Source organism: Micromonospora sp. NPDC023888, from assembly GCF_040639415.1.
Taxonomy (GTDB): Bacteria; Actinomycetota; Actinomycetes; order Mycobacteriales; family Micromonosporaceae; genus Micromonospora.
The window spans coordinates 46,354-59,638 of the sequence record NZ_JBEZZW010000045.1 but is presented as its reverse complement, the minus strand read 5'-3'; the positions used below and the strand labels follow the sequence as shown (position 1 = coordinate 59,638).

The following is a 13,285-nucleotide window of genomic DNA, read 5'->3' as shown; positions in this document are numbered from 1 at the left end:
ACGGTATTCCGCGAAGGCGATATTAGGTGAGGCCCGGGGACACTGAGTCACACCGACACCCTCCACAACCAGCCAGGCCCGCGCGTTGTTCCCCACGCTTGCCCCTGACCTTCGGCCGCCGCGGCACCGGCGCGGTCGTCCGGTCGCCGCCGTCGCAAGATCTTGGACAGTTTCCGGCCGCGCGAACGGGAACTGTCCAAGATCTCCGCACAACCACCCACCCAGCCGGAGTAACCACCCCCACCGCCCCCGACGGGGCGTCGCGCACCCGCCGCCGCAGACGCCGAGGAGCCGAAACACCGTTGGCCGGCACCCCCGGTGTTGCGGGGTGCCGGCCAACGGTCGGTGTCACACGGTGGGTCAGCTGTTCCAGTACTGGCCGACCAGATCGGCGGCCTGCTGCTCCCACTGCGCGTAGGCGTCCGGGTAAGCAGAAACCTGCACGGTCTGCGCGGCCTCGGTCAACGGCATGTCCTGCCAGCCGTCAACCTGACGCAGGCCCTTGAGGAACGCCGTCGTCGAGTAGGCCGGATCGGTGATCTGCTCCGGCGTACCCCAACCCGAACTCGGGCGCTGCTGGAACAGGCCCAGCGAGTCGTGGTCGTTCATGTCACCCAGGTGGCCCAGGTTCTCCAACTTCGACTCCTGCAGGCTCGTCGCGATCGAGATCACCGCGGCACGCTCGGGCAGGCCGGCCTTCTTCGTGGCGGCGATGATCGCCTTGGCGTTGGCGATCTGCTCGTCGTTGAGGGCGATACGCGACTGATCGCCCTGGGTACCGTGCGGGATCAGCTTGCTGACATCGGGCTTGTCGGCCTGCACCGCCACCGCGACCGGCCTGCCCTCAACCGGGGCAGCGGCATGCGCGGCGATCGGGCCGGCGAACACACCACCGGCGAACGCGAGACCAGCAACAGACAGCACACTCTTACGAATGATCGTGTTCATGGGGGTTAGCTCCTTCGGGGGTAGGAAACACCCGCGCCGCCAATGGGGGTCGGCGACACAAGGTGTGAGCACCTCGTCCGGCGCTGCACGTACAACAGGGAGAAAAGTCTTCGGAGGCGGCGACCTACGAGCCGGGGGCTCGTGGTGCCGGGGGCGGCGACCGCCGAGCGGGGGCTCGTGGTGCCGGGTCCAGGTGTAACGACCGGGGGGCCGGGGTCATTCCGGGGACGGCCCACCTATCGGCACCCCGTGTGGAGGCGGTGCCTGCGGTCGTTCGTGGGGACCATAACGACCGGGCGCGGGTCGGCATTCCAACCTGCGGGCCTGCATCCGCAACCCCTGCGGGTCGGGCGGGCGGCCGGTGGTGCTGCGATCGTCAGGGGATGTAACGACCCCGGCCCGGCCACGATTCCGGCCCACGGGTGCGGCCCGTCACAGCCCACCAACACCCCCGACCGGACAAACCACCCACACCACCCCACGCCCACGACCGTGAGCCGCCACCACCAGCCACGATCCACTCGACTTCACGAAAGTCGGGGCATCCCGGACCCCCGAACACCCCGACAACAAGAAACCCGAGTCGATCATGCCGGCCCCGCCCGCGCTCACCCGACACGTAGGCGCCACCCCACCCACGGGCCCGCCGCCGAACACACCACCCCGCCTGCGGGCCCGACCGCCGAGCAGGCCACCCCGCCCACGCGGGGCTCGACCGCCAAACATGCCACCCCGCCCACGCGGGGCTCGACCGCCAAACATGCCACCCCGCCGACGCGAGGCCCGACCGACGAACACACCACCCCGCCCACGCGAGGCCCGACCGACGAACACACCACCCACGCGGGCCCGTCCTCTGCCTAAGGCGTCAGACGCCCAGGTAGCGCAGGATGGCGAGGATCCGCCGGCTGTAGCCGGTCGTGTCCGCGAGGTCCAGCTTGTCGAAGATGGCGTTGACGTGCTTCTCCACCGCGCTCTGCGACACGTACAGCCGTTGCGCGACGGCGCTGTTCGTGTGGCCTTGGGCCATCTCGTGCAGGACGTCCCGTTCGCGAGGTGTGAGCCGACCGAACGGGTCAGGCCGCTCCGAGCCGGCCACGACCTGACGAACCACCTCCGGGTCGAGCGCGGTGCCCCCGGCGGCCACCCGGTCCAGGGCGTCGAGGAAATCGTCCACCTGGGCGACCCGGTCCTTGAGGAGATAGCCGACCCCCTCGGGACGGTCCGCGAGCAACCGGCCGGCGAAGCGCCGCTCCACGTACTGGGAGAGCACCAGGACACCGGTGGTGGGCCACCGTCGACGGATCTCCAGAGCGGCACGCAGGCCGTCGTCGGTATGGGTGGGCGGCATTCGGACGTCGGTGACGACCACCTCCGGTCGGGTGCGTCCGACCGCCTCGACCAGTTCGTCGGCGGTGCCGACCGCCGCGACCACCTCGTGCTCCTCCTCGGCGAGCAGGCGCGTCAGGCCCTCCCGGAGCAGGGTCGAGTCTTCGGCGAGGACTAGCCGCACGGCAGCTCCGCCAGCACGGTGGTCGGACCACCGGCCGGGCTGGTCACCCGCAGCCGGCCGTCCAGTGCGGCGACCCGTCGGGCCAGGCCGGCCAGACCTCGCCCGGCGGGGTCCGCGCCGCCGACACCATCGTCGTGTACGCGCATCCGGACCCACCCTTCCCGTACCCCGATCTCGACCGCGACCAGCGTAGCGGCGGCGTGCTTCGCGGCGTTGGTGAGCGCCTCGCAGGCCACGAAGTACAGCACCGTCTCGATCTGCCGATCGGGGCGGACCGGCAGATCGCAGCGGATCCGCACCGGCACCTCGGAACGACGGGCGACCATGGTGAGCACCGCACCGAGGTCGCTGCCCTCCAGCGCCGACGGGTAGACCCGCCACGCCACTTCGCGCAGTTCCTCGACGGCCCGCTGCACGTCCTCGTGTGCCTGGGCGAGCAGGGCTGCGGTGCGGTCGGCGTCGCGGGCACGCCGGGCCCGGCCGAGCAGCATGCCGAGGGCGACCAGCCGCTGCTGGAGGCCGTCGTGCAGGTCGCGTTCGATGCGCTGCCGTTCGGCGTCGACAGCCGCGATGACCCCGGCCCGACTGCTTGTCAGCTCGTCGACCCGCCGCGCCAGCTCGGCCCGGCTTCCCGGGCCGAGCAGCCGCCGCGCCAACCGGACGTCCAGCGCGGCCACGCTGGCGAGAGCTTGGACGTTGAGCAGCAGGAGCACCACCCCCACGGCCACCTGTGCCAGGGTGTCGAGGAGGGACAGTTCGCCACGTACCGCAGCGCGGAGCACGATCCCGGCCAACACCAGGCCGACGCCGAGCATCGCGTACGCCAGGAGGCCGAGCGCAGCGGGCAGGAGCCGGGCCGCCAGGTAGCCGGCCTGCCGCCGGGTCGCCGCCGGGCGGGCCGGGAGTGGTTCGCCCCCGGGGAGCAGGAGCCGATGGAGTCGGTCACGTTCCAGGCGGACGAGCCATCCGGCGTACCGCTGGGTGAGCCGGGCGACCCCGCGAGCGGCCGGCGGCACGGGCGCGGACACGGCGAACGCGACGGCCGCGACGACCAGGAAGGCAAGCTCGACGGCGCCTGTCGCACTGCCGGCGGCGACGCCGACCGGCAGCCGGAGACGGGTCCACCACCTGTCGATACGCTCCCCGGTCACCTGCTCTTCCCCCTTCCGTGCCTGCCCCGCTGCGACAGGTGGAGCAGAACCAGCGAACGCGTGCCGGGTCAGCGCTCGTCCGAGGTCCACGAGCTTCGGTAGAGGGTGCCGCGCCCACCCGGATCGGGCACACCGAGCGCCGGTTCGCCCCGGCCGGGGTCACCGGGATCGGCCAGTTCCGGGTTGCGGGCGGCACGGCGGGCGCGCAGCACGCGGGACCCGACGAACCAGGCGACCGCCGCCGCACAGATCACGATCACGAATTTCTGGAGCGTGCTCGCGTACCCCTCGACGAGGTGCCAGTTGTCGCCGAGCAGGTAGCCGGCGAGGACGAAGGTGGTGTTCCAGATCAGGCTGCCAAGCGTGGTGTAGAGCAGGAACGTGCCCACCGGCATGCGCTCCACACCGGCCGGGATGGAGATCAGGCTCCGGAAGATGGGGATCATCCGGCCGAAGAAGACGGCCTTCACACCGTGCCGCAGGAACCACGCCTCGGTGCGGTCCACGTCGCTGAGCTTCACCAGCGGCAGTCGGGCCACGATGGCGCGCATCCGGTCGCGGCCCAGCGATGCGCCGACCAGGTAGAGCGCCAGCGCGCCCACCGCCGAGCCCAGCGTGGTCCAGAAGATCGCCCCGACCAGGCTCATCCGGCCCTGCGCCGCGACGAACCCGGCCAGCGGCAGGATCACCTCGCTGGGGATCGGCGGGAACAGGTTCTCCAGCGCCACGGCCAGACCGGCGCCCGGCCCACCGAGTCGTTCCACCAGGTCACTGACGTAACCGACGAGGCCGCCCTGCGGTGGTTCCGCTGCGGCGGTGGGGGTTCCGGTGGCGAGCAGGGCGTGGGACGTTCGAATCATGCGCCCACCGTACGAAGTGATCCTGAGAGCCGACCATGCGGTTGACCGCCCGGCCGCGCGGCTCGACCACACCACTGGGGGTGTGGAAAACCGCACCCCACTGCGGCTCGCGGTCGCGCAGCCGCGGTGCGTACCCCTGGATGTCGCGGCGAACGCGCGGGCGCACGCCGCCGCGGTCCACGCGGCGGGTGCCCGGGTGGTGGTCTTTCCCGAACTGTCCCTGACCGGGTACGAGTTGGACGCGCCGGTCGTGCCGGTCGACGACCCGCGACTGGTGCCGCTGGTGCAGGCGTGCGCCGAGACGGGCACGTTGGCCCTGGCCGGCGCGCCGGTCGCCGGCGACCACATCGCGGTGCTGGCGGTGACCGGTGCCGGGGTGACGCTGGCGTACCGGAAGATGTGGCTGGGTGACGCCGAGGCCCGCCGGTTCCGGCCGGGCGACGCGCCTGCCGTGCTCGATGTGGATGGCTGGCGGGTGGGGTTGGCGGTCTGCAAGGACACCGGCGTCCCCGCGCATGCAGAGCGGACCGCGGCGCTCGGGATCGACGTCTACGCGGCGGGTGTCGTGGAGTCCGCGCGCGACGCCGCGGTGACGGACCAGCGGGCGCACCGGATCGCGACCGCCCAGCGGGTCTGGGTGGCGGTGGCGAGCTTCGCCGGCTCGACCGGCGGTGGCTTCAGCGATGCGGCGGGGCGGTCGGCGGTCTGGTCGCCGGCGGGCGAGGTGGTCGCACGCGCGGGCACCGAGCCGGGTGAGTCGGTCGGCGTCACAGTCGTCGGACCCATGCGGGGCGCCGCCAGCCGGTCGGCACCGCACCCTGCCGGGTGAGTGGCACGGCGTTTCTGAGGGGATGCTGGCGCCGGTGTCCGCTGCCGAACGGCGATGCCTGGCAGCTGTCGTACGTTTCGGGCAGGATCGGCTCATGAGCACCGTTCCCTCCCGCCTGTCCGTGGTCACGCTCGGAGCACGTGACATCGGCGCGCTGCGGTCCTTCTACCGGTCGCTGGGGTGGCCCGAGCTGCCGGCCAGCGACGACGGCTGGTCGGCCTTCCTGCTCGGTGGTGTGCTGTTCGCGCTCTTCCCGCTGCCGGAGCTGGCAGCCGAGGCGGCGCCGGGCCTGCCCGGTCCGGCCGGAGGCTGGTCCGGCGTCACACTGGCGTGCGTTGTCGACAGTCGCGCGGAGGTCGACACCGCCTTCAGCGCAGCGGTCGCCGCGGGCGCGACGGTGGTGGCGGAGCCGACCGACCGGCCCTGGGGTGGGCGCTCCGGCTACATCGCCGACCCGGAGGGCAACCGTTGGGAGATCGCCTGGGCGGGCACTGCGGTCTTCGACGAGCGGGGTGCTCTCGTCTCGTTCGGCTGAGTGGCTGGTGTTTGCGCCTCGGCCATGCCCTTGGAATGCTTCCCGGGTGACTTCCTTTCCGGGGACCTTCGCCGACGATGTCGTCAATCGGCCCGCGCAGGCCCAGTTCGAGGCGTTCATCGACGAGCATCGCCGAGCCCTCAGCGGCTGTCTGGACGGGCTGACCGAGGAGCAGGCGCGCCGATCGTTGGTGCCGTCCCGGACCACGCTGCTGGGTCTGGTGAAGCACGCCGCGTTCGTGGAGAAGGTCTGGTTCGACGAGGCCGTCACCTGCCGGCCCCGCTCCGAGATCGGCATTCCCGCGACGCCGGACGAGTCGTTCATCCTAAACGACGAGGACACGATCGCCAGCGTCCAGCGGGCGCACCGCGAGGCGTGCGAAGCCTCCCGCCGCGCGACGGCGTCGTTGGGCCTGGACGACATCCTGCGCGGCCACCGGCGCGGCCCGCTGCCGCTGCGCTGGGTGTACCTGCACGTGCTGCGCGAGTTGGCCCAGCACTGCGGGCACGCCGAAATCCTGCGTGAGCAACTCCTGGCCGAGTAGCGGGGGCGGTCAGCCGGCGTCCAACACCTCCCGCAACCGTGCCGCGAACTCCTCGGGCTTGCCCGCGTAGCCGAACTCGCCACCGAGGAAGCCGCCGTGGTGACTCGGGAACACCACTGCCTCCTGGCCGAGCAGAGCCGCCAGACCGAGGGCCGTGCGGGCGGTGTACGTCCCGGCCGACTCCTCGCCGACGGCGACCACGATCCGGGTCGGCGCCGCGGTGAGCCGGCTCGGGTCGGGGCGGTAGTCGCTGATCGCCCACGACAGGTCCGACAGCAGCGGGTCGTCGCGGTTGCCGTCGTCCTCGGTGGACAGCCCGAACGTCGCCGGGTCGGGCGGGGTCTGGGCGAAGTAGGCGTCGGTGAACTCGCCCTGCCACGAGGTCATCGCGATGAACGCGGCCATGCCCGCGCCGGCGCCCTTCGTCTGGTACGCCTGGTAGAAGTCGGCCCGAGCGCGTTCGGCGGCTCCGGCGTCGGGAAGCACCGCGTTGATCGGCGGCTCGTGCGCCACCAACGTGACGACGTCGCCCGGGTAGGCCGCCACGAGTTCGAGCGCCGTGACCGCGCCGCCGCTGCTGGCGAACAGGTCGACCGGGCCGGCGCCGAGCGCCTCGATCAGGTGGTGCAGGTCGACCGCCTGCTGCTGCGGCGTGTGGTCGGCGCGGCCGTCCGTGCGGACGCTACGGCCGAGGCCGCGCGGGTCGTAGGTGACCACTGTGCGGTCCGTGAAGTGCGGAGCGAGCGCGGTGAAGCCCTCCGCCGTCATCGGTTGACCGATCATGAGCAGGACGGGGCGCCCGCCGGACGGGGGCAGCGGACCGCGGACGTCGTAGACCAGGTCGACACCGGGCACGGCGAGGGTGTGCGTCTGCGTTGTCGTCATGTCGGTGAGACTACGGCCGGCGCAAAGCGATGCACGGGTACGCCGTGCCGGCGCGTCCGGGACACCAGTCTCGGCCCAGCACGGCGGTACTGGGTCACGCTCCAGCCCAGCCGCGGGTGTCGCCGAAGCGGCGGAGCGTCCACCGGGCCGGCGGCCAACCGCCGGGGTCGTGGTCGGTGGTCCATTCGGTGATCGAGGCCGGGGCGACGTCCAGGTCGAACGCCCGGAAGATCGGCTGCGCGGCGAGCGCGTGGAACGCGCCCTCGACGGTCTCGCTGTGGCCGACGAGCACCACTGTGGCGCCCCGGTGCCGGTGCGCGATTTCCATGATCGCGCGGCTGACTCGGACCACCAGCTCGGCCCAGCTCTCGTTGCCCTCCTCGAACGGCCGGAACACACCCCCGCCGGCCACCGCGTGTTCGGTGCGGAAGCGGGCGGTCGGCAGGCCGTCGGCGTACGGGGGTGTGTGCCAGGTGCACAGACCGCAGTCGGCCACCGGTCGCACGCCGAGTGCCGCGCCGATCGGTTGCGCGGTCTCGACGGCTCGGCGCAGGACGGACGAGTAGACCGCCACCGGTCCGTCGGCGGCGACGTCACGGGTGAGCCGGTTGGCCAGCTCGTGTGCCTGCTCGTGGCCGAGGGCGGTGAGGCCCCGACAACCACGTGGGCCGCCCACGATTCCCTCGACCTGGTGAAGCGACTCACCGTGCCGTACGAAGATCAGACGTGTCCGCATCGGCACATCATGCCAGCGGCATCGACAGCGGTATCAGTCGTCCGTCCGGCCAGTGGAGAAGCTGCCGGCCCGGGTCAGCAGAGCGTCCAGTTGGGCACCCGTCTGCGCTGGCAGCCGGTCGCGTTCCACCAGCTCGGCGATGTGTTCGCGCAGCTCGGCGACGCGCTTGGCCCGGTCCCGGGTGTGCCGGTTGAGGTCGGCCAGGTCGTCGCGCAGATCGTCGGCGGTCTTGCGGTCGACGTCGCCGCGGGCGACCGCCCCGGCGAGGACGGCGGCGAACTCGCTTGTCACCTCCCGGAGGCTGACCGGCACCTGCTGCCCGGCCGTCGGAGGCGCGGTGCTGGCGCTGGGTCGGGGCGAGGAGGGTGTCGCGGGCGTCGGCGAGTGCGTCGTGGGCGCGGGATTCGGGGCCGATGCCGACGGCGGGGCGGCCACCTGCGGCGAGGTGGGCGAGCTCGGTGTGCCGAAGGGGCCCTCGGCGAGCAGGGCGCCGACGCCGACCAGCACGGCGAGGCCGGCCGCGACAAGCACGGCGAGGGGCCGGCGTGACCGGCGGCGGGTCGGCGCGGCGACCGGGGCGGGGCGGGCCGCGGAGCGGTCGATCAGGGTGGGCGGGTGCGCCGCCGGCAGGATGCGCAGCAGCTCGGTGGGCGGCTCGACCGGCTGGCCGGCGCCGAAGCGGCGGGCCAGGTGCGCGGCGCTCGGCCGGTCGGCCGGGTTGGCGGCCAGGCAGGCGAGGGTCAACTCGGCGATGTCGGCGGGGAGGCCGGGCACCCGTAGCGGCGGCACCGGAGTGCCGCGCCGATGCACGTCGAGGGCGTCCTCCCAGCTCTGCACCGGCAGCGGCGCCTGCCCGGTGAGGGTGCGGTAGAGCAGCGCTCCGAGGGCGTACACGTCGCTGGCGGGATCGGGCGGGCCGGCGGTCAGCCGTTCCGGGGCGAAGTAGGCGGGGGTGCCCATCAGCGGCTCGCCGGACTGGCCGTCGAGCCCACCGAGCGCGGCGATGCCGAAGTCGAGCACTTTGGCCCCGGTGTCGGTGAGCATGACGTTGCCCGGCTTGACGTCGCGGTGCACCACGCCGATGCGGTGCGCGGCGGCGAGCGCGGCGGCGATCTGGCCGGCCACCCGGACCGCTTCCGGCCAGGGCAGCGGCCCACCGCGCAGGCGGTCGGCCAGGTTGTGGCCGTCGACGAGTTCCATCACCAGGTACGGGACGACGACGTCGTCGGCCAGGGTCGCCTCGGCGTAGTCGTACACCTGGGTCACGTGTGGGTGGGTCAGCCGGGCGGCCGCGCGGGCCTCGCGTTGGATGGTGGCCCGCAGTTGCGGGTCGGCGGCGAGCTGCCCGGCGAGGACCTTGATCGCGACCGGTCGGCCGAGCACGTCGTCGTCGGCCCGCCACACCTCGGACATGCCACCGAGCCCGATCCGCTCGTGCAGAACGTAGCGGTCGTGGAGGCGGAGGGTGGGCGTGAAGGGCGACATGGCCTCACCAGTCTGCCTGGCCGCGCCCTCCTCGACCACCCTGCGTGCCCGGACCCACACTGTTCGTCCCGTGCGTACCGGAATGAGTTTCGGTCGGGTCAGGAGCAGCCCGGCGCGGCGGGCAGCGGTCCCGGCTGGATGCGGTCGGCGAGCCGGCGCAGGGCGACGGCGGCGGCCTGCCGGGTCGGGGCGAGCAGGGCCGGGCGGACGCGTTCGACCTGGACCGGGGCGTCCGGTCGGGCCGAGTTGACGTGCCGGTTCATGGCGTCGAGCGCGGTGACGTATCCGGTGGGAAGTTCCATGGTCAACTCCTCGGGACAGGTCCGGTGGAAGCCCGGACGACGAGTGCGGTGGGCAACAACACATGACCGGCCGCGGCGTCCGCGGGCGGGTCGAGCAGGAGTTCGGCGGCGATCCGGCCCTTCTCTTCGGCTGGCTGCCGGACCGTGGTCAGGCCGGCCGCGGCGGCCTCGGGGACGTCGTCGAAGCCGGTCACCGAGACCGGCGGGTGAGGGCCGCCCGGCCGCTGCGCCAGCGCGTCGAGCACACCCAGGGCGAGCACGTCGGAGCCGGCCAGCACGGCGGTCGGCGCACCCGGCCCGTCGAACAGACCGGCGACGGCGGTGGCGGCCGCCTGGCGGCTGTTGCCCGGTGCGTTGAGCACTGTCAACTCGGCCCACTCGACGCCGACCTCGGCGAACGCGTCGGCGAATCCGGCGAGCCGGCCCCGGGTCGTGGGGTGCCCGGCCTCGTGTACGCCGGACAGGCGGAGCGGGCCGGCGGGGGCGTCGGGGACCACGGAATCGGCGAGCAGGGCCACCCGGCGATGACCGAGGCCGGCCACGTGTGCGGCGACGCCACGCGCCGCGGCGCGCTCGTCGATGCCGACGAACCGCTCGTCCGGGCCGGCGTCGTCGCGGGCGGCGGTGCTGACGAACGGCAGCCCGCGGGCGCGGATCACGTCCAGCGCCCAGTCCTCGTCGGCCACGCAGTAGACGCAGAACCCGTCGACAGCGGCGTTCTCCACCGCCCGCCGGGCGTCGGTCACGGCCGGCGGCAGCGGCACCAGCAGCATGCTGGTGCCGTGTCGCTCGGCGGCCTCACCGACCCCGGCCAGGAAGCGGACCGCGAACGGGTCGGTGAAGGCGTACGACAGGTGCGAGGTGAACAGCACACCGATCGAGCCGACGAAGCCCCGGCGCAGGGAACGTGCGGTGGGGTTGGGGCCGGGGTAGCCGAGTTGCCGGGCGGCGTCCAGGATCCGCTCGCGCAGGGCGACGGAGAGCTGGTCAGGGCGGCTGTAGGCGTTTGACACGGTGCTGCGGGAGACGCCGACGGCGTCGGCCACGGCTTGCAGTGTTGGCTTCACCGGCACCTCTCTGTATCGATCCAGTCTGTATCGATACAGAGACTAGCTCGACCAGTCGGCAGCGGTCAATACGTGGATTCGACGCGGAAACCGGCGAGGCCTCGGGGCTCCCCGCACCAGACGCCCCGCGGCCCTCGGCGGCACGGCGAACTGGCCGCACGGCGGCCGGGGCAACCATCAGGCCAACCCGGCCAGCCCCACAGTCAGGGCAGGCGGGCGACCCCGCCGTACATGCCCACCTCGTCGGTCGAGGGACGCGGCTGCGCCTCACCCTCCGCCCGCCACTCGGCGACCGAGGTGATGCCCGGCTCGACCAGGTCGAGACCGGTGAAGAAGCGGGCGAACTCGTCACGGGTGCGCAGGTTGATCAGCCCGTGCGGCCCGCCGCCGCGGGCCTTCGCCCGGAAGTCCGCGGCGACCGCCGGCGGAAGGTGGTCGTGGGTGCCGTGCGAGGCGACCAGGTAGCTGCCGGCCGGCAGCACGTCGAGCAACTGGCGCACCAGCGCGTACGGGTTGTCGTCGTCGGCCAGGAAGTGCAGGACCGCGACAAGCATGAGCGCGACCGGCTGCGACAGGTCGATGGCGCGGATCAACTCCGGGTGCGCGAGAATCCGCTGCGGGTCGCGCAGGTCGGCGTCGATGTAGGCGGTGGCGCCCGCCGTCGAGCTGGTCAGCAGCGCGCGGGCGTGGGCCAGCACGATCGGGTCGTTGTCCACGTAGACCACCCGGGTCTCCGGCGCGATGGCCTGGGCGACCTCGTGGGTGTTGTTGGCGGTCGGGATGCCGGTGCCGATGTCGAGGAACTGCCGGATGCCGGCCTCGCGGGCGAGGTATCCCACCGTCCGTTGCAGGAAGCGGCGGTTTTCCAGTGCGGCGGTGCGGACGGTCGGGAAGGCGGCAGTTATCGCGTCGCCGGACTCCCGATCGGCCTGGAAGTTGTCCTTGCCGCCCAGCCAGTAGTTGTAACGGCGGGCGGGGTGGGCCACCGAGGTGTCGATCCGGTCGCTCGGCGAGCCGGCCGTCGCGCCCGCAGCATCGGTGGTCAAGGCAGCTCCCGCAATGGCATGTGTCCACTGTCGCCGATCGTCGACCATGCTAGTGCCAGGGCCGGTGGGGCCGTGACCCCACCCGACGATCACGCGGGATAGAGGTCGTCCAGCAGCCCGCCGAGAATCTCGGCCGTACGCTCGGGTGGCTCGGCCTCGACACAGAGCCGCTCCATGGCCACCGCGTAGTAGTCCAGGTCGTCGCGCTTGTCGAGGTAGATGGCGCTGGTGAGTTGTTCGATGTAGACGATGTCGGGCAGCTCCTGGTCACCGAAGCGCAGGATGGTGAAGGCGCCCCCGGCGGCGGCGTGACCCCCGGCGGCGAACGGGATGACCTGGAGCCGGATGTTCGGTGACTTGGTCGCCTCGATGAGTGCGGTGAGCTGCTCACGCATGACCTCGGGGCCACCGATCGGTCGACGCAACGCGGCCTCGTCCACCACGGCCCAGAGCTGCGGCGGGCTCTCCCGGTGCAGCAACTGCTGACGCTGCATCCGCAGGGCGACACGTCGGTCGATCTCGTCCGGACCGGCCGTGCCGTGCCCGAGCAGCACGACCGCCCTGGCGTACTCCCGGGTCTGCAGCAGGCCGGGCACGAACTGCACCTCGTAGCTGCGGATCAGCGCGGCCGCGGCCTCCAGGCCGAGGTACGACTGGAACCAGGTTGGCAACACGTCACCGTAGCGGTGCCACCAGCCGGGACTGTTGGCGTCGCGCGCGAGCTTGAGCAGCGCGTCACGCTCGTGTTCCTCCGTGACGCCGTAGAGGGTCAGCAGGTCGGAGACGTCGCGCTCCTTGAAACCGACCCGGCCCAGCTCCATCCGGCTGATCTTGGATTCGGAGGAGCGGATCTCCCAACCGGCGCCCTCGCGGGTCACCCCGCTGGACTCCCGCAGACGGCGCAACTGGGCGCCGAGCAGCATCCGGAGCACCGTCGGCCCGGTTGTCGGGCCACCCTCGGCAGGAACCATCGTCACGTGCGGACCTCCGGACACCAACCCGTGATGGCCGGGCACCCCGGCCCGGCCGACGTGTAAGCATGCCATGGACCGACAGTGAGGTGAACTCCTCCGGACCGGCTATTCGGTCCCGTCGCCGGGACGCTCGCGCCGACGAACGGTCAGCCGATGAGGTGGTCGAAGTCGCCGTCGCGTGCACCGAGCACGAAGGCGGTGATCTCGTCCACTGTGTAGATCAGGGCCGGGCCCTCCGGGTGGCGCGAGTTGCGGACCGCGATACCCGCTCCTCCGGGCAGTTCGGCGAGTTCGACACAGTTACCGCTGGGGTTGCTCCGGCGGCTCTTCTGCCAGCTCAGCGGAGGCAGCTGGTGGATCGGTACGCCATTGGGTGGCTGCTGCATGGAGGCGTCTTTCTGCTCACGAGC

The 13,285-nt window shown here is 72.4% G+C and carries 15 protein-coding genes; 3 read left to right on the top strand and 12 right to left on the bottom strand.

The features are described from left to right. Positions 1–360 precede the first annotated feature (360 nt). From AB0F61_RS29610 to AB0F61_RS29595, 4 genes are all read right to left on the bottom strand, one after another. Complete coding sequence (locus AB0F61_RS29610; RefSeq protein WP_357816295.1) at positions 361–948, bottom strand: hypothetical protein; 588 nt, start codon at positions 946–948, stop codon at positions 361–363. Positions 949–1,816: 868 nt separating this feature from the next. Beyond that, on the bottom strand, positions 1,817–2,461 hold the full coding sequence (locus AB0F61_RS29605) for a response regulator transcription factor (protein ID WP_357816292.1): 645 nt from the start codon (positions 2,459–2,461) through the stop codon (positions 1,817–1,819). Beyond that, a complete protein-coding gene (locus tag AB0F61_RS29600) occupies positions 2,452–3,612 on the bottom strand; it encodes a histidine kinase (protein ID WP_357816289.1) in 1,161 nt (386 codons plus the stop codon). Before AB0F61_RS29600 ends, AB0F61_RS29605 begins: the two co-directional genes overlap by 10 nt. A gap of 68 nt (positions 3,613–3,680) precedes the next feature. Next, positions 3,681–4,472, bottom strand: a complete 792-nt coding sequence (locus AB0F61_RS29595; protein WP_357816287.1) for a DedA family protein — start codon at positions 4,470–4,472, stop codon at positions 3,681–3,683. 82 nt (positions 4,473–4,554) lie between these two features. Here AB0F61_RS29595 and AB0F61_RS29590 point away from each other — a divergent pair, with 82 nt between their 5' ends. From AB0F61_RS29590 to AB0F61_RS29580, 3 genes are all read left to right on the top strand, one after another. Beyond that, positions 4,555–5,301, top strand: coding sequence for a carbon-nitrogen hydrolase family protein (locus tag AB0F61_RS29590; RefSeq protein WP_357816284.1), 747 nt, complete (start codon positions 4,555–4,557; stop codon positions 5,299–5,301). Between the two features lie 94 nt (positions 5,302–5,395). Further along, the gene (locus AB0F61_RS29585) at positions 5,396–5,836 is read left to right on the top strand and encodes a VOC family protein (RefSeq protein WP_357816281.1); all 441 of its coding nucleotides are present in this window, start codon (positions 5,396–5,398) and stop codon (positions 5,834–5,836) included. 46 nt (positions 5,837–5,882) lie between these two features. After that, positions 5,883–6,380 (top strand): DinB family protein, encoded by a 498-nt coding sequence (locus AB0F61_RS29580; protein ID WP_357816279.1) that lies wholly within the window; start codon positions 5,883–5,885, stop codon positions 6,378–6,380. Positions 6,381–6,389: 9 nt separating this feature from the next. On the opposite strand, the gene AB0F61_RS29575 is transcribed toward AB0F61_RS29580, so the two are convergent. From AB0F61_RS29575 to AB0F61_RS29540, 8 genes are all read right to left on the bottom strand, one after another. After that, a complete protein-coding gene (locus AB0F61_RS29575; RefSeq protein ID WP_357816276.1) occupies positions 6,390–7,265 on the bottom strand; it encodes an alpha/beta hydrolase in 876 nt (291 codons plus the stop codon). Positions 7,266–7,359: 94 nt separating this feature from the next. After that, positions 7,360–8,001: a histidine phosphatase family protein gene (locus tag AB0F61_RS29570; protein ID WP_357816273.1), complete on the bottom strand. Its 642-nt coding sequence runs from the start codon at positions 7,999–8,001 to the stop codon at positions 7,360–7,362. Between the two features lie 33 nt (positions 8,002–8,034). Further along, positions 8,035–9,486 carry a protein kinase gene (locus AB0F61_RS29565; protein WP_357816271.1) on the bottom strand — a complete coding sequence of 484 codons (1,452 nt, stop codon included), beginning with the start codon at positions 9,484–9,486 and terminating at the stop codon, positions 8,035–8,037. A 98-nt stretch (positions 9,487–9,584) separates the two neighbouring features. Beyond that, positions 9,585–9,788 (bottom strand): hypothetical protein, encoded by a 204-nt coding sequence (locus AB0F61_RS29560; protein ID WP_357816268.1) that lies wholly within the window; start codon positions 9,786–9,788, stop codon positions 9,585–9,587. Positions 9,789–9,790: 2 nt separating this feature from the next. After that, positions 9,791–10,834, bottom strand: coding sequence for a LacI family DNA-binding transcriptional regulator (locus AB0F61_RS29555; RefSeq protein ID WP_357816266.1), 1,044 nt, complete (start codon positions 10,832–10,834; stop codon positions 9,791–9,793). Positions 10,835–11,058: 224 nt separating this feature from the next. Beyond that, positions 11,059–11,949, bottom strand: coding sequence for an SAM-dependent methyltransferase (locus AB0F61_RS29550; protein ID WP_357816263.1), 891 nt, complete (start codon positions 11,947–11,949; stop codon positions 11,059–11,061). Positions 11,950–11,990: 41 nt separating this feature from the next. After that, the gene (locus AB0F61_RS29545; protein ID WP_357816261.1) at positions 11,991–12,878 is read right to left on the bottom strand and encodes a helix-turn-helix transcriptional regulator; all 888 of its coding nucleotides are present in this window, start codon (positions 12,876–12,878) and stop codon (positions 11,991–11,993) included. Between the two features lie 143 nt (positions 12,879–13,021). Then, positions 13,022–13,261: a DUF397 domain-containing protein gene (locus AB0F61_RS29540; RefSeq protein WP_357816259.1), complete on the bottom strand. Its 240-nt coding sequence runs from the start codon at positions 13,259–13,261 to the stop codon at positions 13,022–13,024. Positions 13,262–13,285 lie beyond the last annotated feature (24 nt).